Origin of the sequence: Nocardia cyriacigeorgica (assembly GCF_010858045.1) — a bacterium.
GTDB lineage: Bacteria > Actinomycetota > Actinomycetes > Mycobacteriales > Mycobacteriaceae > Nocardia > Nocardia cyriacigeorgica_E.
In genome coordinates, this window is record NZ_JAAGVC010000003.1 from 220,379 (window position 1) to 243,632 (window position 23,254).

Genomic DNA, 23,254 nt, shown 5'->3' on the forward strand with positions numbered 1-23,254 from the left:
GTTGCGGGGAGGCAACCACCCGGCCGACGCCGCCCCCTCACGCCGGCAGATCGACAGCGACGGCGGTGTACGGCGTCGACGCCGTCGCCGGGGTGGTGAAACGCGCGTTCGGCAGGTACAGCCGGTTTCCGAAAGCCGCGACGGTCGTCGGCACATCCCAGCGCCCATCGGTGAGCCGTCGCTGGACTCGGCCGGTGGTCCCGGCAGGGTCGAGCGCGATGACGGCAACCGTGTTCAGCCGGTTCTGCACGACGAACACGGTGTTCCCGTGCCGGAGCAATCCGTCGCCGCCGGGCAGTGTGTGCGCGCCCAGGTCGATCCGGCGCGTGGCTCCCGAGGCCGGATCGACCCGGAAAAGGTGCCCGGTCGCCGACTGCACGATGATCAGCGCCGAACCATCGGGCGTACGCACGATGCCGTTGGCATTGATGGCCCCGTCCAGGTAGCCGATGTCACCGGTCAGCGGGAGCCGAAGCACCGAATTTTCGCTGGGCAGCGCACCGTCGGAGCCGATCGGCAGGTGGTGCAGCACCGGCGCCCGGGAATCGGTGAACCACGCACCGGTCGGCGTCAGCACGACATCGTTGACGAAGCTTCCGGGTGCTGTGCCGAGCCGGTAGGTCGCGAGCACCGCACCGGTGTCGGCATCCACCACCCGGGCCGTGCCCGCGGTGCCGCCGGCGACGAACAGCCGGCCCCACGCGTCGAGGGCCAGGCCGAGCGCGGGTGTCCCCGGCCCAGGACTGACGATCGTGCCACGCCCGGTCGTCAGATCGACGCGAAAGAGGGAACCGTCGGCGCGCGAGCCGAAATAGCCCACCGGCAGCGCACCGATCGCGATCCCTTCGGGTAAGAAGCCGGCGGGCAGGGCGATCGTGGTGGGAAATATCCCGGGCAGCGCCGGCGCCGGAACGGGCAGCAGCGCCGTCGCGATCAGCCAGGCCGACAGCAGTGCCGGGTAATAGACCCTGTTCATGTTCCTCCGTCGATGGTCCGCGCTCGGGCGACATCGCCATAGGAGCGCGCCCACGAGGACGTACCTCGCACGCCGGGCATGCCGTCGCCGGACGAGGCGCGACGATCTAGTAGCCGACAGTGAAATGCTGGGCACCGCACCGGGTTTCGAGTTCATCGACCACCGCGACCGCGAAGTCCTCGGCCGAGATCCGGGACGCGCCGTCGGCCGCGACGAGCAGGTCGGTGCCGCCACGGCGGTATCGCCCCGTGCGGACACCCGGTTCGAGCAGCGCCGGCGGGCTCAGATAGGTCCAGTCCGCCGGGTGCGCGCGGCAGGCCTCCAGCTGTGCGACGCTGGCGGCGGCGATGGGGCGGATGTGGGCCGGGACGTAGCCGGTGTCGTCGAGCACGAGCCGGTCCGGATGTCCGGGGACACGCAGCGGCGCGGCACCGCCGACGACCAGGATGCGGGTGCCCGCCCGGCCGGCGGCGTCGAGCAACGCGGTCGTCGTCGCCGCAACGGTGTCTTCGTGGCCGGGTGCGGGACGGGTCGCCGCGACGACGGCGTCGGCGCCTGCGAAGAAGCCGCTCATCCGGTCCGGATCCCGCGCCTCGCCCGCGACGGTCACCACGCCGGCGGGCAGGGCGGCCCGCCGCGGGGTACGGAAGACGGCGACGACGTCGTGGCCGCGGCGCGCGGCTTCGCCGACGACCCGGGAACCGACCATGCCCGCGGCTCCGACAACAGTGAACTTCATCGAGGTGTCCCTTTCCGAGGTGAAACATCATGAACAGGTGCGGGCAGCTGGCCCGCGACGATGGCGGCCAGCGCGAGTGCGAAACCGGTGAGCTGGATCGGCCCGAGGGTCTGGCCGAGCAGGAGCGCCCCGAGGATCGCCGCCACCAGCGGCGACAACAGCACCAGCACCGCCACCGATGCGACCGGCAGGGTGGCGATGCCGCGGAACCACACGACATAGGCGAACAGTCCGCCCACCAAGCCCATCCAGAGGTAGCCGAGGCTCGCGTCCGCATCGATCGCGGGCGGCGCACCCTCCAGCAGGAAGGTGAGCGGTAGCAGGAACAGCCCGCCCGCGGTGAGCAGCCAACCGGCGAAGGTGGTCGGGCCGGCCTCGGCTGGGCGTCCCCACCGTTTGGTCAGCGTCAGGGCCAGTGCCATCGACGCGGCACTCCCCACCCCGGCCACCACGCCGACGCCGTCGAGGCCCGCGTCCGGGCCGATCACCACCAGGCCGACGCCGAGCACGCCGATCAACCCCCACCCCAGCCGCCAGGCCGATAGGCGCTCGCGCAGCACCGGAACGGCCAGCACCGCGACGGCCAGCGGCTGCGCGGCCGCCAACGTCGCCGCCACCCCGCCCGGGAGATGTTCGGCCGACAGAAACAGCAGCGGGAACGGCATACCGATGTAGAGCACGCCGAGCACGGTCGCCTTCCACCACCACGCGCCGCGCGGCAGCATCCTGGTGAACGCAAGCGCGATCAGGCCTGCCGGCAAGGCGCGCAGCAGCCCAGCGAACACCGGGTGGCCCGGCGGAAGCAGTTCGGTGGTGACGACGTAGGTGGTGCCCCAGGTGATCGGCGTGAGCGCCGTCAATGCGGTGAGCGGCAGATTCCCGTATCCGGACCCGGCGGCGGGTCCGGCGGAAACCAGTTCCGCTGCTGAACTTTTCATGCTCACCATCTCACCCGGATCCGAACGATGAATCCAACACATGTTTGTCACCGCAACGATCGTGATTCAAGATTGATTGATGGAGTTGCAACAGATGCGGTATGTGCTGGCCGTCGCCGAGACGAACAGCTTCACCCGTGCCGCCGAACGCTGCCTGGTCGTGCAATCCGCCCTCAGCCACCAGATCGCCCGCCTGGAACGCGAACTCGGCGCGCGGCTGTTCGACCGCACCAGCCGCCGGGTGCGGCTGACCCCGGCCGGTGCGGCGTTCCTGCCCGCCGCCCGGCAGTGCCTGGACGCCGCTGAACGCGCCGCCGCCGAGGTGGCCGCGGCGGTCGGAGAGATCCGCGGCCGCCTGGCCGTCGGATTGATTCCCTCGGTTGCCGCGGTGGATGTGCCGGCGGCGTTACGCGAATTCCGTCGCCGTTACCCGCACGTGCGGATCAATCTGCGGGTGGGCGCCAGCGAGGGCCTCGCCGAACGGGTCGAGCAGGGGGCGCTCGACGTGGCGTTTCTCGGGCTGCCGCCCACGTCGCGTCCCCGTGGTGTGGCCGCGCACGAACTGGCTCGCGACCGGCTCGTGGCCGTCGTCGCACCCGAACATCCGCTGGCCGGCGCGGATTCGGTCGACTTGCGCGGGCTGTCGGCGGAGACGTTCGTCGATCTGCCGCCGGGCACCGCCGGTCGGGCCCAATCCGATCTCGCCTTCGCCGCCGCGGGCCTGGACCGTGACGTCGCCTTCGAGGTCACCTCCGCCGAATACATCGCCCGCCTGGTGAGCCAGGACCTGTGCATCGCCATGCTGCCCGCGCTGTGGGTGCCGCAGCTGACCGGTGTGGTCACCATCGAGATCACCGATGCGCCGACCCGCGTGGAGTACGTCATCTGGAGCCGGACCACTCGCACACCGGCTGCGGGCGCCTTCCTCGACATCCTCGGCATCCCCGCCGAGCCTGCCGTCATCGACGGCTCGGCCCCGCGAAAAATGGGATGACTTGACCTCGAGCGTGGTTTAGCTTGTTTGCTGTTCTCCGAGCCCGAAACGGCTCGGCGACGCCGACGAGGGGCGCCGCCGACGCCCGATCGGCGCGCGAGCGATGAATCGATCCGATGGATTCCGTCTGATCTGGTGTGGCGCCGCGCGAGGTCGACGATGACCTGCCATCGGCCACACGTCACCGAGCTCACGATTACCGGAGGTACCCCGATGCCCGACGCACACACCGAACGCCGGACAGGAGGGCAGCGGACTCCGGCGGTGATCCGGCTGCTGGTGCTCGCGACGTTCGTGGTGATCCTGAACGAGACCATCATGATCAACGCGATCCCGCGGTTGATGACCGATCTCGAGATCACCGAACGCTCCGCGCAGTGGGTCTCCACCGCTTTCATGCTCACCATGGCCGCCGTCATCCCGGTGACCGGCTGGTTCCTGCAACGGGTCACCACCCGGCGCGCCTACGCGATCGCCATGGGGGTGTTCCTCGCGGGTACGGCCCTGTCGGCGGTCGCCCCGAACTTCCCGGTGCTGCTGATCGGCCGCGTCATCCAGGCCGGTGGCACCGCGGTGATGATGCCGCTGCTGATGACCACCCTGATGACGGTGGTGCCCGAACGTGACCGCGGCCGCGTGATGGGCAATGTCACCCTGGCCATTTCGGTCGCACCCGCCATGGGCCCGGTGCTGTCGGGGCTGGTGTTGCAGGTCGGTTCCTGGCGCTGGTTGTTCGTGCTGGTGCTGCCCATCGCGGGCCTGGTCACCTGGCAGGGGCTGCGGCGCCTGGAGAATGTGGGTGAGCCGGAGGCCGGCGCGATCGATTGGTCCAGCGTGGTGTTCGCCGCGCTCGGCTTCGGCAGCCTGGTGTACGGGCTGAGCCGCTTCGAGACCGGCAGCGTCACCACCCCGGCGCTCATCGTGGCCGCGGGGATCGCGCTGATCGGTGTGTTCGCCTGGCGGCAGCTGCGGCTGCAGCGCACCGGAACCCCGCTACTGGATCTGCGCATCCTGCTGTCGGGCACCTACAGCAAGGCGCTGATCTTCATGTCGATCGCGTTCCTGGCCATGCTCGGCTCGATGATCCTGCTGCCGCTGTATCTGCAGAACCTGCGGGGGCTGAGCCCGCTGAGCACCGGCCTGCTGGTGATGCCCGGCGGCATGGCGATGGGCCTGCTCGGTCCGACCATCGGCCGGCTGTTCGACCGCTTCGGCGGACGGGTGCTGGTGGTTCCCGCGGCCATCGGGGTCACGGTGTCGCTGGCCGGATTCACCCAGATCTCGATGAGCACGCCGTACTGGCAGCTGCTCGGCCTGCACATCCTGTTGATGGTGTCGCTGGCCGCGGCGTTCACCCCGGTCTTCACCCTCGGCCTCGGCGCGCTGCCGCAGCATCTGTACTCGCACGGCAGTTCCATGCTCGGCACCCTGCAGCAGGTGGCCGCGGCGCTCGGCACCGCGCTGGTGGTGACCGTGATGTCCACTCGCAGCACCTCGCTGATCGACCAGGGCGTCGACGCGACGACCGCTCACCTGGGTGGCATGAAGCTGGCGTTCGGTGTCTCCGCCGCGCTGGCGGCGATCGTGATCGTGGTGGCGGTACTGCTGCCCAATCGTGCGAGTGCGCCGGAGGAGCCCGCCGAACCCGGTGCGCCGCAGGTGCCCGACACTCCGGAACTGGAGCTGGTGAAGGGCTGATCCACCGGTTCGCAGCCGCACCACCGCGAGCCCTCTCGGGCTGGAAAACCCGGCCCGAGAGGGCTCGCCGCATGAGGACCTCACGACACCCGATCGCTCGCAACCCCCGGGCAGCGGTCGGCCGCGCCCCGTGCGAACGAGCGCCGGATTCCACGAACACCGCCCGCACCCCGCGTTAAAGTAGAACACGTTCTTATTCTGGCGACGGAACGGATGCTGCGATGGGGTTTCTTCGTCCCAACCTCCCGGTGGTCGATTACGACGAATGGAGCAAGGGCACGAGGTCGGAGAAGATCCGGCCGATGGCCAGGCACTGGGCGGAGGTCGGTTTCGGTACACCGGTGGCGCTGCATCTGTTCTACGTCGTCAAGATCGCGCTCTACATCCTCGCCGCGTGGTTGATCGTGCTGAGCACCAGCGGGATCGACGGCTTCACCGAGGTCGGTACGTGGTGGACCGAACCGATCGTGTTCCAGAAGGTCGTCCTGTTCACCATGCTGTTCGAGGTGGTCGGGCTCGGCTGCGGCTTCGGACCGCTCAACAACCGATTCTTCCCGCCCATGGGGTCGATCCTGTATTGGCTGCGCCCCGGCACCATTCGCCTGCCGCCCTGGCCTGGCCGGGTGCCGCTCACGGCGGGCGCCGCACGCACTCCGGTCGATGCGCTGCTCTACGCGGCGCTGCTGGTGCTGCTGGTGGTCGCGCTGTGCTCCGACGGCACCGGGCCGATCCCGGAACTCGACAGCGCCGTCGGTGTGCTGCCGACCTGGCAGATCGTGGCGATCCTCGCCGTGCTCGGCGTACTCGGGCTGCGGGACAAGGTCATCTTCCTCGCCGCGCGCGGCGAGGTGTACGGATCGTTCACGGTGGTGTTCCTGTTCGGTGGCGTGGACATGATCGTCGCGGCGAAGATCGTCTTCGTCGTCATCTGGATCGGCGCGGCGATCTCCAAGCTGAACAAGCACTTCCCGTTCGTGGTGTCGACCATGATGTCCAACAATCCGGTGCTGCGGCCCAAGGCCGTCAAACGGATGTTCTTCGAACGGTTTCCCGACGACCTGCGCCCCGGCCGCCCCTCGCGGGTCCTGGCGCACGGCGGCACGGCCGTGGAACTATGTGTGCCGCTGGTGCTGTTCTTCAGCCACGGCGGCCCGCTCACGACCGTGGCCGCCATCGTGATGATCTGCTTCCACCTGACGATCCTGGTGGCCATCCCGATGGGTGTGCCGCTGGAGTGGAACGTCTTCATGATCTTCGGAATACTCACCCTGTTCGTCGGCCACGCCGATCTCGGTCTGGCGCAAGTGGATTCCCCGGCATTGATGGCAGCCGTGTTCGTCGTGCTCATGGGCATCGTGATCCTCGGCAACCTGTTCCCGGCCAAGATCTCGTTCCTGCCGGGGATGCGGTATTACGCCGGGAACTGGGACACCACCCTGTGGTGCATCAAGCCCTCGGCCGAGGCGAAGATCCGCTCCGGCATCATCGCGGTCGCGGCTATGCCCGCCGCTCAGCTCGAGCGGTACTACGGCAGCAAGGAGGCCGCCCAGATCCCGCTGTATCTGGGGTACGCGTTCCGCTCGTTCAACACGCACGGCCGGGCCTTGTTCACCCTGGCCCATCGTGCGATGGCCGGCCACGACGAAGCCGAGTACACGATCACCGACGGTGAACGCATCTGCTCCACCGCACTCGGCTGGAACTTCGGCGACGGTCACCTGCACAACGAACAGCTGATCGAGGCCCTGCACCAGCGTTGCGGATTCGAGCCGGGCGAAGTGCGGGTGGTGCTGCTCGACGCCCAGCCCATCCACACCCAGACCCAGCGCTACCGCCTCGTCGACGCCGCCACCGGCGAATTCGAGCGCGGCACAGTGCGAGTGGTCGACATGGTGACCAGGCAGCCGTGGGATGACCAGCTGCCCGTGTACCCGGACGCCGTCGAGGAGACGAGCCGGTCCACGCAGTAATCGCGACCCCGATGCCGGCTGATCAGGAAGTCAGGACCGTCGTCGAATCGAGCAGGTACTGCGACAGCCCGCTCTCGAGGCAACGCCCGGCCGCCGGGGCCCGGATCCGCTCGGCCTCATCGACATCCCCGGTCGCGCTGAGTACAGCGCTCAGCAGTAACGTCGCCCCCAGCGCAGCCAGCGGACGGCGGCCGGGATCGATAGCGGCGGCGAGCGCGCGTGCCCGCGCGGCGGCTTCGTCACCGCGATCTCGCAGCAGTAGCAACCGGATCGCCGAATCCTCGTCCAATTCGGCTGTGACAGTGGCTATTCCGTCGCCACAGTCGAGCGATCGGGGCCGCAGCAACTGGCGGGCCGACGTCTCCGGGACGCCGAAACCGAGCCGGATGCGCTCAGTGCGTAGCCGGGCCGCCAGGCGCGCCAGCCCCAGCAGTTCGGCCTGCCGCATCCCCTCCGCGAGCCGCAAGACCGCGGCATCGAGGTCACCGTGCGCGGCTTCGACCCGGGCAGCGGTGGCATAGGTCGCGATCATCACATCGACCAGACCGCCGCCCTCGGCGGCCAATTCGCGGAAGTCGGGCAGCAAGCGCAGGGCGCCGTCGACGTCGCCGCTGTAGTAGCGCAGTTCGCTGAGCAGCGCGCCGGCGATCCTGGCCGCATGTGAGCGCGGGCCCATCGTCTCGACCGCCAACTCGAAGGCCGCATCGAACGACGCGAACGCGGCGGGAATATCGAGTTGCTCGCGCGCGGCGATCGCGGTGGCGCAGCGGCCGTACACTCGCACGAACGGGCCGGTCGCTTCGTGATACGGCCTCACCCAGAGCTGGCGCCGCCGGGCCGCGTCGAACTCGAAACGGTAGATCGAGGCGAAGGAGTCGATATTGCCCGCCACTCCGGTGACTCGCGGCGGGAAATCATCGGGCCGCGACAGCACATCGGCGAGCAAGCCGTCGATCTTGCCGAGACGGTCGTTGAAAATCTCGGCGACACTGTCGATCACGGCGGCTTCCGCGCGCAGGTCGGCGATCTCGGACTCGCTCGCCGACGTCTGGTCCAGGGCGGCGGTGAACCGTGCGAGCGAGACCGCGGCCGGCGTGCTCGGGCGCCGTAGCACCAGATTCACCCAGGCGATCCACAGCTGAATGCGCGGCCGGGACGCGATCGCGGACGCCGGGAGCTTGCCGAGAATGCCGAGCAACGTGGTCATCTTGGCGTGTTCGAGCAGATCGGTGGCGCCCTGTTCGACGAGCTCGACCGCATGCCAGGGGTCCCCGGCGGCGAGCGCATGATCGACCGCCTCGTTCAGTAGATCGTGGCGGGCGAACCACGCCGCGGCGCGCAGGTGCAGCGCGTCGATGTCGTGCGGTGGGCGATCGCGCGCGAGACGCCGACGCAGGTATCCGGCGAAGAGCTGGTGATATCGATACCACTGGCGATCCGGTCCCACCCGTTCCAGGAACAGGCCGCGGTGCTCGATGTCGGCCAGGGTCGCCGCCGCGCCCTCGGAACCGGTGAGCGCGGTGGCCAGGCCACCGCACAGCCGGTCACAGATGGCGGTGGTGGTGAGGAATTCGACGGTGGCCTCGTCGAGCCCGTCGAGGACGTTCTCGGCGAGATAATCGCCGATGTCGGCATGCTCGGTCAGCGCGGTGAGCAGCTGGGCGGGGTCGTCTCCGGCGCGCAACGACAGCACCGCCAACTGCAGCGCGACCGCCCACCCGTCGGTGGTGTCGGTCAGCGCCTCGATATCGAGCGCCGGTCGCAGGCAGCCTTCCTCGGCCAGCAGGGCCCGTACTTCATCGGCATCGAAACGCAAAGCGTCGGTATCGATCTCGACCAGCTCCCCGCTCAATCGCAGCCGGCTCAGCGGCAGGTCGGCGGTGGAGGTGCTGGTGAGCACCAGCGGCAGATGATGGCAGCCGTGCTCGAGCAGGAAACGCAGCGCGGCGACCGTTTCCGGCGCGGTGACCCGCTGCCAGTCGTCGAGCACCAGCGTCAGCTGATCGTCGGCGCCGTGCGACCGGTTGATCAGGGCGGTCAGGACGTGGCGGGTGGGATCGTCGGGATGCTGTTCGAGCAGCTGTGCCAATTCGGCGGCCAGCGCCGGCCGTGGCAGGCGAATCGCCTCGACGAGATGTTCGAGAAACCAGACCGGGTTGTCGTCGTCGCTGTCGACGGTCAGCCAGGCCACCGCGCCGCCCGCCTCACAGACTTCGTCGCGCCAGCGCGCGGCCAGGGTGGTCTTGCCGAATCCGCTGGGCGCGTGGATCAGCGTCACCCGCTTGCCGTGGCCCGAGCGGAGCCGGTCCAGCAGCCGCTTCCTGATGATGGGCGAGCGCGCCGAGGTCGGCGGCCGGTATTTCGTGGCCGGGGTCGGGGGAGCGGTGCTGCGTCCGCGCGGGTGTGTCGTATGCGTGGCGGTGGCGATCCGGGGTGTGGTGGCCGGTGGCAGCGGCAGCTCGTCGACGGGCAGGTCGTGTCGGCGTTGGATGCCGCGCAGGTGTTCACCGAGTGCGGCGGCGGATTCGAATCGCTCGGCCGGTCGACGGGCCATGGCCTGCTCGATCGCTGCGGACACGTCCTCGGGAATGCCCTGGCGGCGTAGGTCGGGCACCGGCTGCGCGGCCACCCGAAGGAAATGCGCCAGCACCTGTTCGCCTTCGCGCCGCTCATAGGCCACATGGCCGGTCAACGCGCAGAACAGCGTGGCGCCGAGGCCGTAGATGTCGGAGGCGACGGTGGGCGCCTCGCCTTCCAGGATCTCCGGCGCGGTGAAGGCCGGTGAGCCGGTGATGATCCCGGCCGCGGTCTGGAAGTCGCCGGCCGGGCGGGCGATACCGAAATCCGACAGCTGTGGCTCGCCGTAATCGGTGAGCAGGATATTGCCCGGCTTCACATCACGGTGCAGGGTGCCGACTCGATGAGCGGCCTCGAGCGCACCGGCGATCTTGACGCCGACGGCCAAGACCTCGGTCCAGTCGAGCGGCCCGGAATCGCGGATGCGCCGTTCCAGCGAGCCGTGCCCGTGATAGGGCATCACGAGGTAGGGGTGGCCGCCGGTGGTGGTGCCGACCTGGAAGACGTCGACGATGTGCGGATGCCCCGACAGTTGCCCCATCGCGCGTTGTTCGCGCAGGAATCGTTGCAGATTCTCGGCGGCCAGATCCGAGGTGAGGACCTTGACCGCGACGACCCGGTTCAACTCGGATTGGGTGCACCGGTACACCACGCCGAAGCCGCCCCGCCCGATCTCTTCGGCCTGCTCGAGGCCTTCGGTATTCAGTTCCGCGATGATCCCGGCAGCTCGGTTGCGCTGGGTCGGCGGCAGGTCGGCCATCGTCGGCCTCGATTCTTCGCGAACCAGGGACGTCCCCGCGTGCGGGGCCTGACTCGAGAATAACCCGCCGATCAGGCGCTGAGGCGGATCAGCGGCTGGGCTCGGCGGGGCGGTCGCTCCTGTTGCCTGCGTCTGCCGTGCGGTTCACGCCGACGGAGCCCACATGTTCGACAGCAGCCGATGGCTGGGTGTGTCGGCCAGCGATTGCGAGGATTCGTAGATGCGGACGTATCCGGTGGCGGTGATGCGCCAGACCCCGTCGGGATCGCGGCGATACCGGTCGGAGTAGTAGCCGGAGCCGCGGATGAGCACACCGTAGTCGGTGGCGATGACGGTATCTTCGAACAACCAGCTGCCGGTGGCGTCCTCGCCGTCGACGCTGATCTCCGGGTGGTTGGCGACATGCGTGGTGACGATGCCCGGGCCCATATTGTCGCGCAGGAATCCGACGACGGCCTCGCGCCCGTTCAGCACCAGCGGCTCACCCAGCGCATGGGTGCCGTAGCGGCCCTCGACATTGTGGGCGAGGGTCTCGCCGAACTCGTCCCACAGCTTCAGATCGAGCGTGCGGAAGTACTTGTACTTGAGCGCGCGAATGGCTTCGACTGCCACCAGGTCCATCGCTCGAGCCTGACACGGCGCACGCGGCAAAACAAGAACATGTTACAAATTCGGGGTGACGAATTCGGGCGCGCGGTGCGTGGCCGGTTCCGCTCAGGTGAAGGCCTGCTCCAGTCCCTCGAACCACGCCGAATCCTCCACCAGGCGGCTGCTGCGCCAGCCGTCGGCGGTCCGGACGAGATCGTGGTTGTACCAGCCGCCGCAGAAGAACTGTTTGCCGGTCGAGACGATCATCGGGTTGAAGAACATCGCCCGCACCCGAGCCTGATCGCCGTCGAGCGCGACGTCGATATTGGAGACGAAATGCTGGGTGCGGGAGAACAATTCGAGCGCCACCGACAGTTGCGACACCACGGTGTCCAGATCGCCGCTCGGCCCGCCCGCGGTGGTGTAGTCGATGTGGGCGTCCGGGGTGAACACCGTGCGGTAGAGCTGCCAGTCCTTGGTGTCGACGGCATGCGCGTAGCGGGTGAGCAGGTCGCCGATGGCGATCCGATCCGCGATCGTCTGTAGATCCATCCCTCGATATAAGCGCACGAGGGCACCCCGGGGGAGCCGAATCCGTCGGTTGCCCCGTCGGCCCGGGTATCTGCCGGCGATGGCTCAGGCGCCGGCCAAGCCGGCTAGGCGGCGCAGAACTCGTTGCCTTCCGGATCGAGCATGATCCACCAGTGCCCGGCAGGCCCGCGGTCGAACTCCTGAACCCGGGTGGCACCGAGGCCTTCGAGCCGCTGCACGAGTTCCTCGAGGCTCGCTGGTGCGCTGTGCACGTCGATGTGCAGGCGGTTCTTCACGGTCTTGGCCTCAGGGACGTCCTGGAACAGCAGCCGTCTGCCCTGGCCGACGCCGCTGACCGGGTCGAACGGATCGTCGGGGTGCCGGATCGCGGCGTAACCACGGAAGGTCTTGCGGCCGTGATGCTCGCGCACCGCGGCTTCCGGGAGCTGGCCGGCGGCCAGCAGCCGGTCGACGAGGTCGCTGGGATCCTCGACCTCGTATTCGAGCGCCGCGGCCCAGAAATCGGCCAGCGTGGCCGCATCGCGGCTATCGATGACGAGCTTCCAATTCACTGCCATGGGCATGTCCTATCATCGGCCGCCGACAGCCTCGGCCTGCCTCGATCCGGCACCGACGACGTCATTCGTCGATGACCTGCGTACCCGCCAGCCTGTCGTGCCAGCCCTGCTTGCTCGGGCTCGAACTGATCGTGACCGCGATCGCGATCGCGGCGATGAACCACAGGATCGGGCCGACCCAGGGGATCAGGTTCAGCAGCATGTAGGCATTGCGCAGCGCGGAATCCTTGACGCTCGGCTTCGGTGCGCCCCCGGACCCGTTGACGTGCAGTCCGAGAATCTTCTTGCCCGGCGTCGACCCGCTCGCCACCTCGAAGACGAGGAAGTACAGGAAGCCGAAACCGGCGCCGGGCAGGATGGATACCCAGTCGGGGGTGTCCCATGCCATGTTCAGTAGCCAGAAGAAGATCGCGCCGATGATCGCGGCGAGGATCCAGTCGATGAAACGGGCTGCGGCGCGTTTGCCGAGTCCGCCGGGAGTGACCCCGGCAGCCGAACCGAGCCGAGGATCGTATCCACCTGCACTCACCATGGTTACTCCTTCTGAAAAGTAGTTCCACTTGTCCGGAGTGTGTCGCACCGCCCGTCGGGTGGCCGCTCCAACGATCTCACAATCTCGGGCGGCAGCGGCGAATTAGCTGAAATGTGGCTAGAGTAGATGTGAGCCGCGGCGCGGTGCAGGGGGCGGAGACCGGTCGGCACCCCCTACGGCACGGCCCGGCGTTGCGCGAATCCCTGTGAACTCCTGCCCTGCTGTGGGATTCGCGCTCACGCATGGCGTTCGGTGGTCAGGTCGGTACTGGATTTCGAGGAAAGGACAACGATGCAGATGCGCTCACAGTCGGCTGTGCTGGAATTCGTCGACGAAGTGACGGTCCGGTACGGCTCGCTCGACACGTACTTCACCCGCATGCGGGCCGAACTCGATGACGAGCCAACGGTCGTCCTGCCCGCCCTCACCGACACACCGACCGCGCCGACGGCGTGGGCGGCAGTGCCGCGCGAGGAACCGGTTGCGAATACCGACGGATGCGGACGAGTACGCGGCTGCGGACATGCCGAAGATGAGTCTGCGCAGGAGCCGGTTGCCAAGGGCCGCAAGGGTACTGCCACCGTCTGGGGTCGCCTATGGGGGCGGAGTTAGCCCACCCACCTATCCACGACGGGATCGGCGACGAATGTCGTAGCAGGTTCGCACCGCCGAGGCGCGACGACAACGCTGGTACTTCGTGGAGGGTATGACATGTTCCGCTCGCGCGGCATCGCTCGGATCGCCGCCATCATCGCGATAACGATCGGTGTCCTCGCGGGGGCCGGGTTCGCCCCGGCCGCCGCGGAATACGGGGGAGTCCTCGCCATCGAGGACGTCACCTTCGTGCACTCGCCCGATGCCGCCGATGACAGCGGCGGAACCCTCGAAGTCACCGTCACCTACAGCTGCGCCGACGGCGAAGCCGACAGCCTGCACGTGTACGCCTATCAGGGCACACAGTCGCCGAGCGACGCCCCCGCAGGCGCACCGCACGGACCCGGCTACGACTACGACATCATCTGCGACTCGGTATCCCGCCGCAAAACCGTCGCGATCGACCCGCCGTGGCACGGAACCGGCTCGGATACCCGTCATTTCACCAACGGCGCACAAGGCCGGGTCACCGCGGAACTGCGCCGCGGAACCACCACCACCCGGCACGCCACCGGCTGCTTCGAATGGAACGACCCGACCGCGCGCAGATGAGCCTTGCATGCCGGTGTCGCGACCCGATCGCCCGGCGGTGCGCAGATCGACAGGGGGCGTGCGGCCGCCGACACTGCCACGCGCGGATCACGGTGATGTCGCGTCCTCGGGCGGGTAGGTGAGCCGCGTTCCCTCGGCCCGCGCGAACGAGGTGAGCGTATGGCGGCGCCGACTGGTCGCCGACATGATCTCGACGACGGGCACATCCCGCACGGTGAGCGCGTCGGCGACCAGCGAACGATGGCACCGCCAGGGCACGGCCTCGGCGCACATGATCGCGGTGCGCTCTTCCCGGGCCAGACGCATGAGTTCGCTGAGCGCGTCCTCGAATTCAGTGGTCTGCATGTAGTCGGCGTAACCACGGAAACTCGTGTTCCGCCACCCGGTGTTCGGCGAATCCTTCCTGGAATGGCGCAGCCCGCCGAGCCCTGCCAGATGTGTGTAGCCGATACCGGCGTCGAGCAGGCTCACCGCCAAATCGTCGCTGTTGAACTGCGGATTGTGCCGGGAACGCGGAATCGTGCGAATGTCGGCGAGACGGCGAATGCCATAGCCGCGCAACAGTGCCACGAAATCCTCGATCGACATCGTGGAATGCCCGACGGTGTAGACCGCGCCGTCGGGTAGCTCGCGCTCCGCACCCACGGCTAGCGCGCAGCGGCGACGAGTTCGGCGCAGCGCTCACCGACCAGCATCACCGTGATGTTGGGGTTGACTGTCGTGTGCGCGGGGAAAACCGACGCATCCGCGACCCGCAAACCGTCCACGCCCTTGACCCGCAGCTGCGGATCCAGCGGGCTCAACGGGTCGTCCTCGGCGCCCATCCGCACCGTCCCCGCCGGGTGATAGACCGTGTTGTGCGTCCGGCGGATGTAGTCGGCGAGTTCGGCATCGGAGCTGGTGCCGGGGCCCGGATACAGCTCGCGCGCCACCCATGACGCCAGCGGCGCGGTCGCCGCGATCTCGCGGGCCTTGCGCAATCCGGCGATCATCACGCGCATGTCATGACCCTCGGCGTCGGTGAAATAGCGCGGATCCACCCGCGGCTTGTCGCGGAAATCGCGGGAGCGCAGCCGCACCGTACCCCTCGACCGGGCATGGGTGACGTTGGGAGTGAGGCAGAAGGTGTTCTCGGCGGTGGGGTAGCCCTGGCGCACGGTGTGCATATCGAACGGCACGCTGCCGTAATGCATCATCAGGTCCGGCCGGTCGAGCCCGTCGACGGTCGTGGTGAAGATGCCGGCCTCCCACCACTGGGTCGAGCTGGTCACCATCGGGCGTGTCGTCTCGAAGCCGATCACGCCCTCCGGGTGATCCTGGAGATGGGCGCCCACACCGGGGGAGTCGACCAGCACCTCGATGCCGTTGGCCCGCAGATGATCCGCCGGCCCGATGCCGGAGAGCATCAGCAGTTTCGGCGAGTCGATCGCACCGGCGGAGACGATGATCTCGCGGCCGGCCGTCACCCGGGTCGTGCGGCCGAAGGCATTGTCGGTGATCTCCACCGCCACGGCCCGGCCACCGTCGAGCACGATGGCCTTGGCCCACGCGCCGGTCCGGACGGTCAGATTCGGCCGGTCGAGGACCGGGTGCAGATAACTGACCGAGGACGAGGCGCGAGTGCCGTCGGCTCGGCGATTGATCTGAAAGAAGTTGGCGCCGTTGATCACCGTGGTTCCGGTATTGAACTCCGCACGCGGAATACCGAGGGCCTCGCAGGCGTCCAGGAGCGCGACCCCGCACGGATCATTCGGCGGCACGGTCATGATGTGCACCGGCCCGCCGCGCCCGTGATGATCGCCGGGTGCGTCGTTGGTCTCGATCCGGCTGTAGAGCCGATACACCGAATCCGCGCCCCAGCCGGTGCAGCCGTGCTCACGTTCCCACGAATCGAGGTCCTCGCGCGGTGCCCAGAACGCGATACAGCTGTTGTGCGAGGAGCATCCGCCGAGCACCTTCGCCCGGGCATGGCGCATGAACGAATTGCCGTTCTCCTGCGGCTCGATCGGATAGTCCCAGTCGTAGCCCGATTCGAGCAGCTCCATCCAGCGGTCCAGCCGCAGAATCGCCTCGTCGCCGACGTCGCTCGGCCCCGCCTCGAGCAGGCACACCGTCACCGCCGGGTCCTCGGACAGCCGTGCCGCGACAGCCGCTCCGGCCGACCCGCCACCGACGACCACATAATCGTATTCGCTCACGACTGTTCCTTCCGGTCGGCGAACCAGCCGGTGACGCCCGGCCGGAGGTTCTCGTAGACGTGCTTGGCCTCGCGATACTCGTGCAGGCCGGACGGCCCGAGCTCACGCCCGATCCCGGAGCGGCCGTAGCCGCCCCATTCCGCCTGCGGCAGATACGGCCCGAAATCGTTGACCCACACGGTTCCGTGCCGCAATCGACCGGCGATGCGGCGGGCCCGCGCGGCATCGGCGGACCATACGGCGCCGGCCAGTCCGTAGTCGGTGTCGTTGGCGATGGCGACGGCTTCGTCCTCGGTCGTGAACGTCTCGACGGTCACCGTCGGCCCGAATCCCTCATCGTGCACGCACGCCATCGCGCGGGTGGCGCGGTCGATGACGGTCGGCAGATAGAAATAGCCGTCGTCGAGGTTGCCCGCGCCGCGGTCGCCGGTGGCGAAGGCGCCGCCGGTGCGGATCACGGCGCCGTCGGCGCGGGCCTGCTCGACATAGCCGTGCACCTTCTCGCGGTGTGCGGCCGAGATCAGCGGCCCGGTCTCGGTGTCGGGGTGGAAGGGCAGGCCGAGCCGGATCTGCTCGGCGCGGCGCACCAGCTCGTCGACGAACCGGTCGTGCGCGCGTTCCTCGATCACCAGCCGCGCACCGGCCGAACACACCTGGCCGGAATGCAGGAACGCGGCGTTGAGCGCGTTGTCGACGGCGGCGGCGAGCCGCTCATCGGTGTCGCAGGCATCGGCGAACACCACATTCGGGTTCTTGCCGCCGAGCTCCAGGGCCACCTTCTTGACCGTGGCGGCGGCTTCGCGGGCGATGATCCTGCCGGTGGCCAGACCGCCGGTGAACGAGACCAGGTCGACATCGGGATGCGAGGACAGCGGCGCACCCGCGGTCGCGCCCGCCCCGAGCACCAGATTCGCCACGCCCGGCGGCACGCCGAGCTCGTGCAGCACCGTCATCAACAGAATCGAGGTATGCGGTGTCAGTTCAGCGGGTTTCAGAACGAAGGTGTTTCCCGCGGCCAGGGCGGGTGCGACCTTCCACGCCACTTGCAGCAGCGGGTAATTCCACGGTGTGATCAGCCCGCACACCCCGACCGGCTCGTAGACGATGCGGGAATCGACATCCGGTGAGCCCGCGTCGACCACGCGGCCGGCGTCTTCGCCGGCGAGTTTGCCGAAATACCGGAAACAGTGGGCGATATCGGACATGTCGATATCGGATTCGTAGGGCCGCTTACCGGTGTCCAGAGTCTCCGCGCGGACGAATTCCTCGCGCCTGGCATCGATGGCGTCGGCGACCTTCAGCAGCAGATCGCCGCGCTCGTCGGCCGAGGTCCGGCGCCAGGGGCCGTCGTCGAAGGCGCGCCGGGCCGCGGCTATGGCGGCCTCGGTGTCGGCGGCGTCCGCTTCGGCGACCACGCCGACGAGGGAATTATCCGCCGGACAACGGATCTCGCGAGTATCGCCGGACCTGGCAGCGGTCCAGGCGCCGTCGATATAGAGGGTCTCACTCATGCGGTGGTTCTCCCTTCCGGATCGCTGTCGGTGTCGACGTCGCCGGGATCCGGCTCGTGATGATCGGTCGCCGAGCGCCGCAGATGCAGATAGCCGAGATGACGTTCGTACTGGTCGAGAATGTCGCCGATGATCTGCTCGCGGGTGTAGCCGTTGAGCGAATAGCCCTGCGACCCCTCCGCCAGATAGACCTCGCAGCGGAAATACCGGTCCTGCGAGCGCTGGGCGAGAACGGCGTAGGTCGGGGTCGGGGCCGAAACCGGCCACACGCAGTATTCGAAGCGGGGCTCATTGGCTTGGTCGACGAGCAGCCGCGTGGTCGGCATGCCCTCGTTGCGCGCGGACTCATCGATGGTCGCCGCCACACCGGCCCTGGTGAACTCGGCGCCGACCTCGCGCACCGCGGGGATCACCGAGCCGGTCATGAATCGGCGCGTGGCCGCGGGCCCCGGATAGCTGATGGTGGCCAGCAGCCGGCGGCGCCAACTGCCGTGTTCGGCCGGCCCGCGCCCCGCCGCGATGGCGTGCGGCAGTGCGGTGCGGAAGCTGTCGAGTTTGTAGGACTCGTTGCGTACCGAGCGCAGCAACGCGATGCCGATCAGCGCGAGCACGAACGAGAACGGCAGCCCCATGATGATGGTCGCGTTCTGCAGCGTGCTGATGGAGCCACCCGCGCCGGCGAACAGCATCGACAGCGTGAGCAGCCCGATCGCCACCGACCAGAAGATGCGGGTGCCCTTGGCGCAGTCGGCCATCGGATTCGGCAGCCGCGAGGTGAAATTGCCCATCACGAGAGCACCCGAATCGGCGCTGGTGGTGTAGAACAACAGGCCGGTGATGGTCGCGATGCCGAGCAGTAAGGGCGCGCCCGGGTACTGCTCGAGCAGCGAATAGAAGCCGACTTCGGCCTGCGCGGCCGTCGTCTCGGCGAATTCGGCGTCCTTGCGAGCGAGGTCGAGCGCGCTGTTTCCGAAGATCGAGATCCACATCAGGATGAAGCTGAACGGCACCACCAGCACGCCGAAAACGAATTGGCGCAGGGTGCGCCCGCGCGAGATGCGCGCGAGGAACAGTCCGACGAACGGCGCCCACGCCACCCACCAGGCCCAGAAGAACAACGTCCAGGCATCCAGCCAAGCGGTCGGCTGGTTCGGCGTCTCCGGATTGCGTTCCCAGGCGAAGGTGTCGAGGGTGCGATCGGGGAAGGTCGAGACGTAATCGCCGGCGTTCTGGGCGAGGGCATTGAGCAGGAAGTCCGAGCGCCCCGCCACCAGGATGTAGATCAGCAGCGCGATCGCCATGATGACGTTGAGTTCCGACAGCCTCCGGATACCGCGATCGACACCGGTGGTCGCCGATATGGTCGCCACGATCACCGACAGCACGATCAGGCCGATCTGGGCGGCCTTGCCCTGGTCGATGCCGAACATTTCGTGCAAGCCGTAGTTGAGTTGCACGATCCCGATCCCGAGCGAGGTCGCGATGCCGAAAATGGTGCCGAGGACGGCGGCCACATCGATGGCGTCGCCCCAGCGGCCGTGCACCCGCTTACCGACGATGGGGTAGAGGGCGGCGCGGATGGTCAGCGGCAGATTGTGCCGGAATGCGAAGTAGGCGAGCGCGGCGCCCATCAGCGCGTACATCGCCCAGCCGCTGAGGCCGTAGTGGAAAATCGTCCAGGTCGTCGCCGCCCGGGCGGCCTCGTTGGTCTGGGCGGGGCCGGTGGGCGGGTAGAGGTAGTTGTAGACCGGTTCGGCGACCGAGAAGAACATCAGGTCGATGCCGATACCGGCGGCGAACAGCATGGCGGTCCAGGTGAACAGGCTGTACTCCGGGCGTGATTCCTCCGGCCCCAGCCGGTAGCGGCCGTACCGGCTGACACCGAGGAACACGACGAGACCGACGATGCCGGTCGCCAGGAGGAAATACCACCAGCCGAACCAGGTGGAGATGAACGTCTTGACCTCGCCGACGACGGTTTCCGCACTTTCCGGGGCGGCCAGTGCCCAGATCGCGAACACGAGCACGATGCCGGCCGCGGCGAGGAACACCGGCTTGTTGACCGACCCGCGCCCGGCCGCCGGATGCGCGGGATGGGCGGAATGGAAGGTGGCGGCGTCGGCGGCATCCGATGTCGCGGCAACGGAGGGTTCGCGGTCGGTGTTGTCGCTGTCCGGTGGATCGCTGACGCCACTCATGTGACGCACGCTAGTCGCGTCGGTGCGAGGCCGGAGGCATCATCGGCCTCGTGTCCGTGATCGGTCCCGACCCGCGCCGGGCCGCCTCCCGGCCGCTGATCCGGGAGAGGTGTGCGCGTCAACGACTGTGACCGGGCCTCGGCAGGCCCGGCCCGGTAGTCGATGCGGCTTCCGGGACGGCTACCCCGGAATCACCTGATGTCGATGGTCCCGTCGAACATCAGTGGGGTCGGGCCCGGTTCGCAGCCGCGGAAGCTGCTGGTCGGCATCGGCACGCCGTAGCCGATCCGGTTCGGCTCACCGGCCTGGCCCTTCATGACCGTGATCTGGATGGCCATCGAATCCGGCGGGAACAGCATCACCGGTTCCATGGTGGTGATCGGGTAGACCAGCGAGACGGTGTTGTCGCGGACCGTCAGGCAGGTCACCGGTCCGGTGACGCGGATCGGCAGGTTCATATTGCCGAGCTTGGCGGTGGCCACATAGGTGCCGGTTGTGGGATTACCCGGTGAACTCTGTGCGTCGACGTGCAGCACGTTCATGCCGAGGACCTGCATATTGCCGTCGATCGTGACGCTGGTCGGCTGTGCGGCAGCCTGTCCTGAACCGGCGATGACCGCTGCGGTCGCGATCGCCGCCGCCGCGCCGAGCCGGGTGAGCTGATGTGCCATGAGTGTGCCTCCTCGGGTCGTTGTCCCCGTTGCGCGGATACCCGGGATGATCGCGTTCACGCCGGAGAGATCAATCCCGATTAGTGCTGGGATGATGGGATATTTCGCCCCCGGCGTCCGGTCGTCCAGGGTCAGGGGGCGGGCACCATGTCGTGCAGGATGTCGGTCAGCGATGTCGGCGTGATGCCGAATGTCTGCTCGGTGAGGGTGGAGTCGACCACGAACGGCTGGTCGAGCTGGTACTGCACTTCGCGGAGCTCCCGGACGATCGGGGAGGTCAGACCGCCCACGCGCAGCATCCACCCGGGCATGCGGCGCAATGTCGGCGCGGGTGCGCCGGCGACCCGGGTGAGCCGCTCGGCCAGCTGCCGGGGTGAGACGGGTGGATTGGTGGGTACGTGCCAGGCCCGGCCCCAGGCGCGTTCGTCCTGGGCGAGGGCGATGAGCGTGCGGGCCGCGTCGCCGGTACCGGTCCAGCTGTGCGGCGCATCCGGATCCCCTGGCAACAGCGCCGTCTTCCCGGATAAGACCTTGGGCGCCACCATGACGGCGAAGGTGGACCGGCCGCCGCGGCCGAGGAAATCACTGGCCCGCACTTCGGTGACCCGCACCCGCCCTGCCTCGTAGGCCGCCATCGCCTCCTGCCAGGCCTGCGCGCGCACCCGGCCCTTGACCGAATTCGGCGCCATCGGCGCCTCCTCGGTCATCGCCGCCGCGGGTGCTCCGTACCCGTACAGGTTGCCGAGCATCACGTATCCGGCACCGGTCGCCTCCGCGGTTCGCAGCAGGGAGCCGAACAGCGGCAACAGCTGCGTGCGCCAGCGGTGATACGGCGGCGCGGCGCAGTTGAACAGCGTCTGCGCTCCGGTGGTCAGCTCGATCAGCCGGGCGGTGTCGCCGGCATCGGCGGCGACACACTGGATATGCCGATCGCGCGGCCCGCTCCCGCTACGCGTGATCAACCGGACCTCGTGCCCGGCATCGGCCAGCAGTTGTGCGGTGAGGGTGCCGACGCCGCCGGCGCCGACCACAACAGACAGTGTCATGGGCTTCTTTCGATCGAGTGATATTCGGGGCCGGACACGAGACACCGCCCGAGCCCGGAACGTGACACCACTGCGACGAAACAGCCCAGCGAAATGTGAGGCGTGACGGCCAGCGTCACCGGATCAGGCGACGTCGACGGTGCTGCGCACGCGGTGGGCGCGAATCAGCAGGGCCGCGCGCAGATAGCACAGCCCGGTGACATCGTTCGGGTCGAATCCGGTGATCTGGCCGATGCGTTTCAACCGGTAGTCCACGGTGTTGGTGTGCACGTAGAGTTTGCGGGCCGAGCGGGAGCGCTGCATATTCGTGGCCATGTGGACCTCGAGCGTGGTGAGCAATTCCGGGTGCGCCTCGAGGGAATCCAGGACCGAGCTCAGGTAGTCGCGGGCCGGGCCCGGCCGGGTCAATTGGTATTCGAAGGCCAGCTCGTGTGGGCGATACACCTTGCTCTCGCCGCCGAGCAGGTGCACGATATCGACCAATTCGTGGACCTGCTCGGCGATGCCGGGGATCTGCGCGGGCGCCGCCGTCGTCGCGACCGCCCGGATCGGGACCTGGCCTGCGGCGGAGAGGTTGTCGATCAGTTGGTCGAGGTCGTCGTCGGTGAACTCGGTGGCGGGCAGCAGTAGGGTGCCGCCGTCGACGCTGAGCAGCGACAGCACCTTGCCCGCGCACCGGTTGGCCAGTTCGGCCTGCACCCGGCGCAGCTTCCGGCGCGCCACGATCTTCTCGTCGAGCGCCGAGACCTGCTCCTCGGGATGTGGTGGAAGCTCCAGCGCCACAACGTGATAGCGCTCGGCCACCTCGATGCCGCACTCGCGGGCCATGGTGGAGGTGCTCTGCCCGCCGAGCAGCGCCGAGGTCAAGGTGTGCACCGCGGTGTGGTGTTCGCCGACCACCGAACGCAGTTCGCGCACATAGGCCACCGATACGGCCGAGTTGATCATGTCCTGGGCGTCCATCAATCGCCTGGCCACTCCGACCGCGGTGTCGAAATCGTGGATGGTGCCATTTTCCAGGATCAAGTCGAAACCGAGCTTGAAGCCCTCATGGATGGCGTGGTGGATGGTGTCGATCGGGATGCCCTCGCGCGCCCAGTCGGCGGCGGCGTCCTGTACCCGTTGGGTGCGGCCGCGGAGATCGCGGCCGTCCAGCATGCTGTTGGTCAATTCCAGGCAGACCCGCGTCACCGTGGTGATATCGCCGTCGAGCGCTTCACCGGGCAGGGTGGCACACGGAACGACATTTTCGATGAAATGGCCGACCATCTGACGGGAAATGGTCCGTACATCCTTCAGGGGAGTGGATACCGGCCGACCGGACGAAGTGAGAAATGGTTCGGCTGAGGCTGCGACAGACATGGTAATTCCTTCCCACCCAGGGCCGCTGGGCAGGGACTCACGCTACCGCGAGAACCCGTTGCCATGTCGTGACCTTCGATTGTGACAAGGTGGAACGGATATCGGAAACGTTTATAGATTCCAACAATCGAGACCGCGGCCGCGGGACCCGGGCACCGCGGCGGTGGCGACGGGACACGCC

At 68.2% G+C, this 23,254-nt stretch carries 20 protein-coding genes; 5 read left to right on the forward strand and 15 right to left on the reverse strand.

Annotation, left to right across the window (positions count from 1 at the left end; translation table 11 throughout):
* Nucleotides 1-37: 37 nt before the first annotated feature.
* The 3 genes from GV790_RS04920 to GV790_RS04930 form a co-directional block, all read right to left on the reverse strand.
* On the reverse strand, nucleotides 38-976 hold the full coding sequence (locus GV790_RS04920; RefSeq protein WP_163810913.1) for an SMP-30/gluconolactonase/LRE family protein: 939 nt from the start codon (nucleotides 974-976) through the stop codon (nucleotides 38-40).
* A gap of 106 nt (nucleotides 977-1,082) precedes the next feature.
* Complete coding sequence (locus GV790_RS04925; protein WP_163810915.1) at nucleotides 1,083-1,715, reverse strand: NAD(P)-dependent oxidoreductase; 633 nt, start codon at nucleotides 1,713-1,715, stop codon at nucleotides 1,083-1,085.
* Complete coding sequence (locus tag GV790_RS04930; RefSeq protein ID WP_218586373.1) at nucleotides 1,712-2,653, reverse strand: EamA family transporter; 942 nt, start codon at nucleotides 2,651-2,653, stop codon at nucleotides 1,712-1,714. The genes GV790_RS04925 and GV790_RS04930 overlap by 4 nt, the downstream gene beginning before the upstream one ends.
* Nucleotides 2,654-2,732: 79 nt before the next feature.
* Here GV790_RS04930 and GV790_RS04935 point away from each other — a divergent pair, with 79 nt between their 5' ends.
* The 3 genes from GV790_RS04935 to GV790_RS04945 all read left to right on the forward strand — a co-directional run bounded on the left by GV790_RS04935 (nucleotide 2,733) and on the right by GV790_RS04945 (nucleotide 7,315).
* Complete coding sequence (locus tag GV790_RS04935; protein ID WP_163810917.1) at nucleotides 2,733-3,647, forward strand: LysR family transcriptional regulator; 915 nt, start codon at nucleotides 2,733-2,735, stop codon at nucleotides 3,645-3,647.
* 213 nt (nucleotides 3,648-3,860) lie between these two features.
* On the forward strand, nucleotides 3,861-5,345 hold the full coding sequence (locus GV790_RS04940; protein WP_163810919.1) for an MDR family MFS transporter: 1,485 nt from the start codon (nucleotides 3,861-3,863) through the stop codon (nucleotides 5,343-5,345).
* Between the two features lie 221 nt (nucleotides 5,346-5,566).
* Complete coding sequence (locus GV790_RS04945; protein WP_163810921.1) at nucleotides 5,567-7,315, forward strand: DUF3556 domain-containing protein; 1,749 nt, start codon at nucleotides 5,567-5,569, stop codon at nucleotides 7,313-7,315.
* Between the two features lie 22 nt (nucleotides 7,316-7,337).
* Here the strand turns inward: GV790_RS04945 and GV790_RS04950 are convergent, their stop codons facing one another.
* The 5 genes from GV790_RS04950 to GV790_RS04970 all read right to left on the reverse strand — a co-directional run bounded on the left by GV790_RS04950 (nucleotide 7,338) and on the right by GV790_RS04970 (nucleotide 12,881).
* Nucleotides 7,338-10,652 (reverse strand): serine/threonine-protein kinase, encoded by a 3,315-nt coding sequence (locus GV790_RS04950; protein ID WP_163810923.1) that lies wholly within the window; start codon nucleotides 10,650-10,652, stop codon nucleotides 7,338-7,340.
* A gap of 144 nt (nucleotides 10,653-10,796) precedes the next feature.
* Complete coding sequence (locus GV790_RS04955; protein WP_163810925.1) at nucleotides 10,797-11,273, reverse strand: nuclear transport factor 2 family protein; 477 nt, start codon at nucleotides 11,271-11,273, stop codon at nucleotides 10,797-10,799.
* 93 nt (nucleotides 11,274-11,366) lie between these two features.
* Nucleotides 11,367-11,792: a nuclear transport factor 2 family protein gene (locus GV790_RS04960; RefSeq protein ID WP_163810928.1), complete on the reverse strand. Its 426-nt coding sequence runs from the start codon at nucleotides 11,790-11,792 to the stop codon at nucleotides 11,367-11,369.
* A 104-nt stretch (nucleotides 11,793-11,896) separates the two neighbouring features.
* Nucleotides 11,897-12,349 carry a VOC family protein gene (locus GV790_RS04965; protein WP_163810930.1) on the reverse strand — a complete coding sequence of 151 codons (453 nt, stop codon included), beginning with the start codon at nucleotides 12,347-12,349 and terminating at the stop codon, nucleotides 11,897-11,899.
* A 61-nt stretch (nucleotides 12,350-12,410) separates the two neighbouring features.
* Nucleotides 12,411-12,881 (reverse strand): RDD family protein, encoded by a 471-nt coding sequence (locus tag GV790_RS04970; RefSeq protein ID WP_163810932.1) that lies wholly within the window; start codon nucleotides 12,879-12,881, stop codon nucleotides 12,411-12,413.
* Between the two features lie 291 nt (nucleotides 12,882-13,172).
* On the opposite strand from GV790_RS04970, the gene GV790_RS04975 reads away from it, so the two are divergent.
* Nucleotides 13,173-13,493, forward strand: coding sequence for a hypothetical protein (locus tag GV790_RS04975; protein WP_163810934.1), 321 nt, complete (start codon nucleotides 13,173-13,175; stop codon nucleotides 13,491-13,493).
* A gap of 99 nt (nucleotides 13,494-13,592) precedes the next feature.
* Nucleotides 13,593-14,087, forward strand: a complete 495-nt coding sequence (locus GV790_RS04980) for a hypothetical protein (protein ID WP_163810935.1) — start codon at nucleotides 13,593-13,595, stop codon at nucleotides 14,085-14,087.
* 87 nt (nucleotides 14,088-14,174) lie between these two features.
* Here the strand turns inward: GV790_RS04980 and GV790_RS04985 are convergent, their stop codons facing one another.
* From GV790_RS04985 to GV790_RS05015, 7 genes are all read right to left on the reverse strand, one after another.
* Nucleotides 14,175-14,675, reverse strand: coding sequence for a DUF488 domain-containing protein (locus GV790_RS04985; RefSeq protein WP_163811135.1), 501 nt, complete (start codon nucleotides 14,673-14,675; stop codon nucleotides 14,175-14,177).
* A gap of 59 nt (nucleotides 14,676-14,734) precedes the next feature.
* A complete protein-coding gene (locus tag GV790_RS04990) occupies nucleotides 14,735-16,285 on the reverse strand; it encodes a GMC family oxidoreductase (protein ID WP_163810937.1) in 1,551 nt (516 codons plus the stop codon).
* Nucleotides 16,282-17,796, reverse strand: coding sequence for an aldehyde dehydrogenase family protein (locus tag GV790_RS04995; RefSeq protein WP_163810939.1), 1,515 nt, complete (start codon nucleotides 17,794-17,796; stop codon nucleotides 16,282-16,284). Before GV790_RS04995 ends, GV790_RS04990 begins: the two co-directional genes overlap by 4 nt.
* Entirely contained in the window at nucleotides 17,793-19,994 is a 2,202-nt protein-coding gene (betT, locus tag GV790_RS05000; RefSeq protein ID WP_163810941.1) for a choline BCCT transporter BetT, read from the reverse strand. The genes GV790_RS04995 and betT overlap by 4 nt, the downstream gene beginning before the upstream one ends.
* A gap of 191 nt (nucleotides 19,995-20,185) precedes the next feature.
* Nucleotides 20,186-20,665, reverse strand: coding sequence for a hypothetical protein (locus GV790_RS05005; RefSeq protein WP_163810943.1), 480 nt, complete (start codon nucleotides 20,663-20,665; stop codon nucleotides 20,186-20,188).
* Between the two features lie 131 nt (nucleotides 20,666-20,796).
* Nucleotides 20,797-21,711, reverse strand: coding sequence for an NAD-dependent epimerase/dehydratase family protein (locus GV790_RS05010; RefSeq protein WP_163810945.1), 915 nt, complete (start codon nucleotides 21,709-21,711; stop codon nucleotides 20,797-20,799).
* Nucleotides 21,712-21,834: 123 nt separating this feature from the next.
* On the reverse strand, nucleotides 21,835-22,980 hold the full coding sequence (locus GV790_RS05015) for a PucR family transcriptional regulator (RefSeq protein ID WP_163810947.1): 1,146 nt from the start codon (nucleotides 22,978-22,980) through the stop codon (nucleotides 21,835-21,837).
* Nucleotides 22,981-23,254 lie beyond the last annotated feature (274 nt).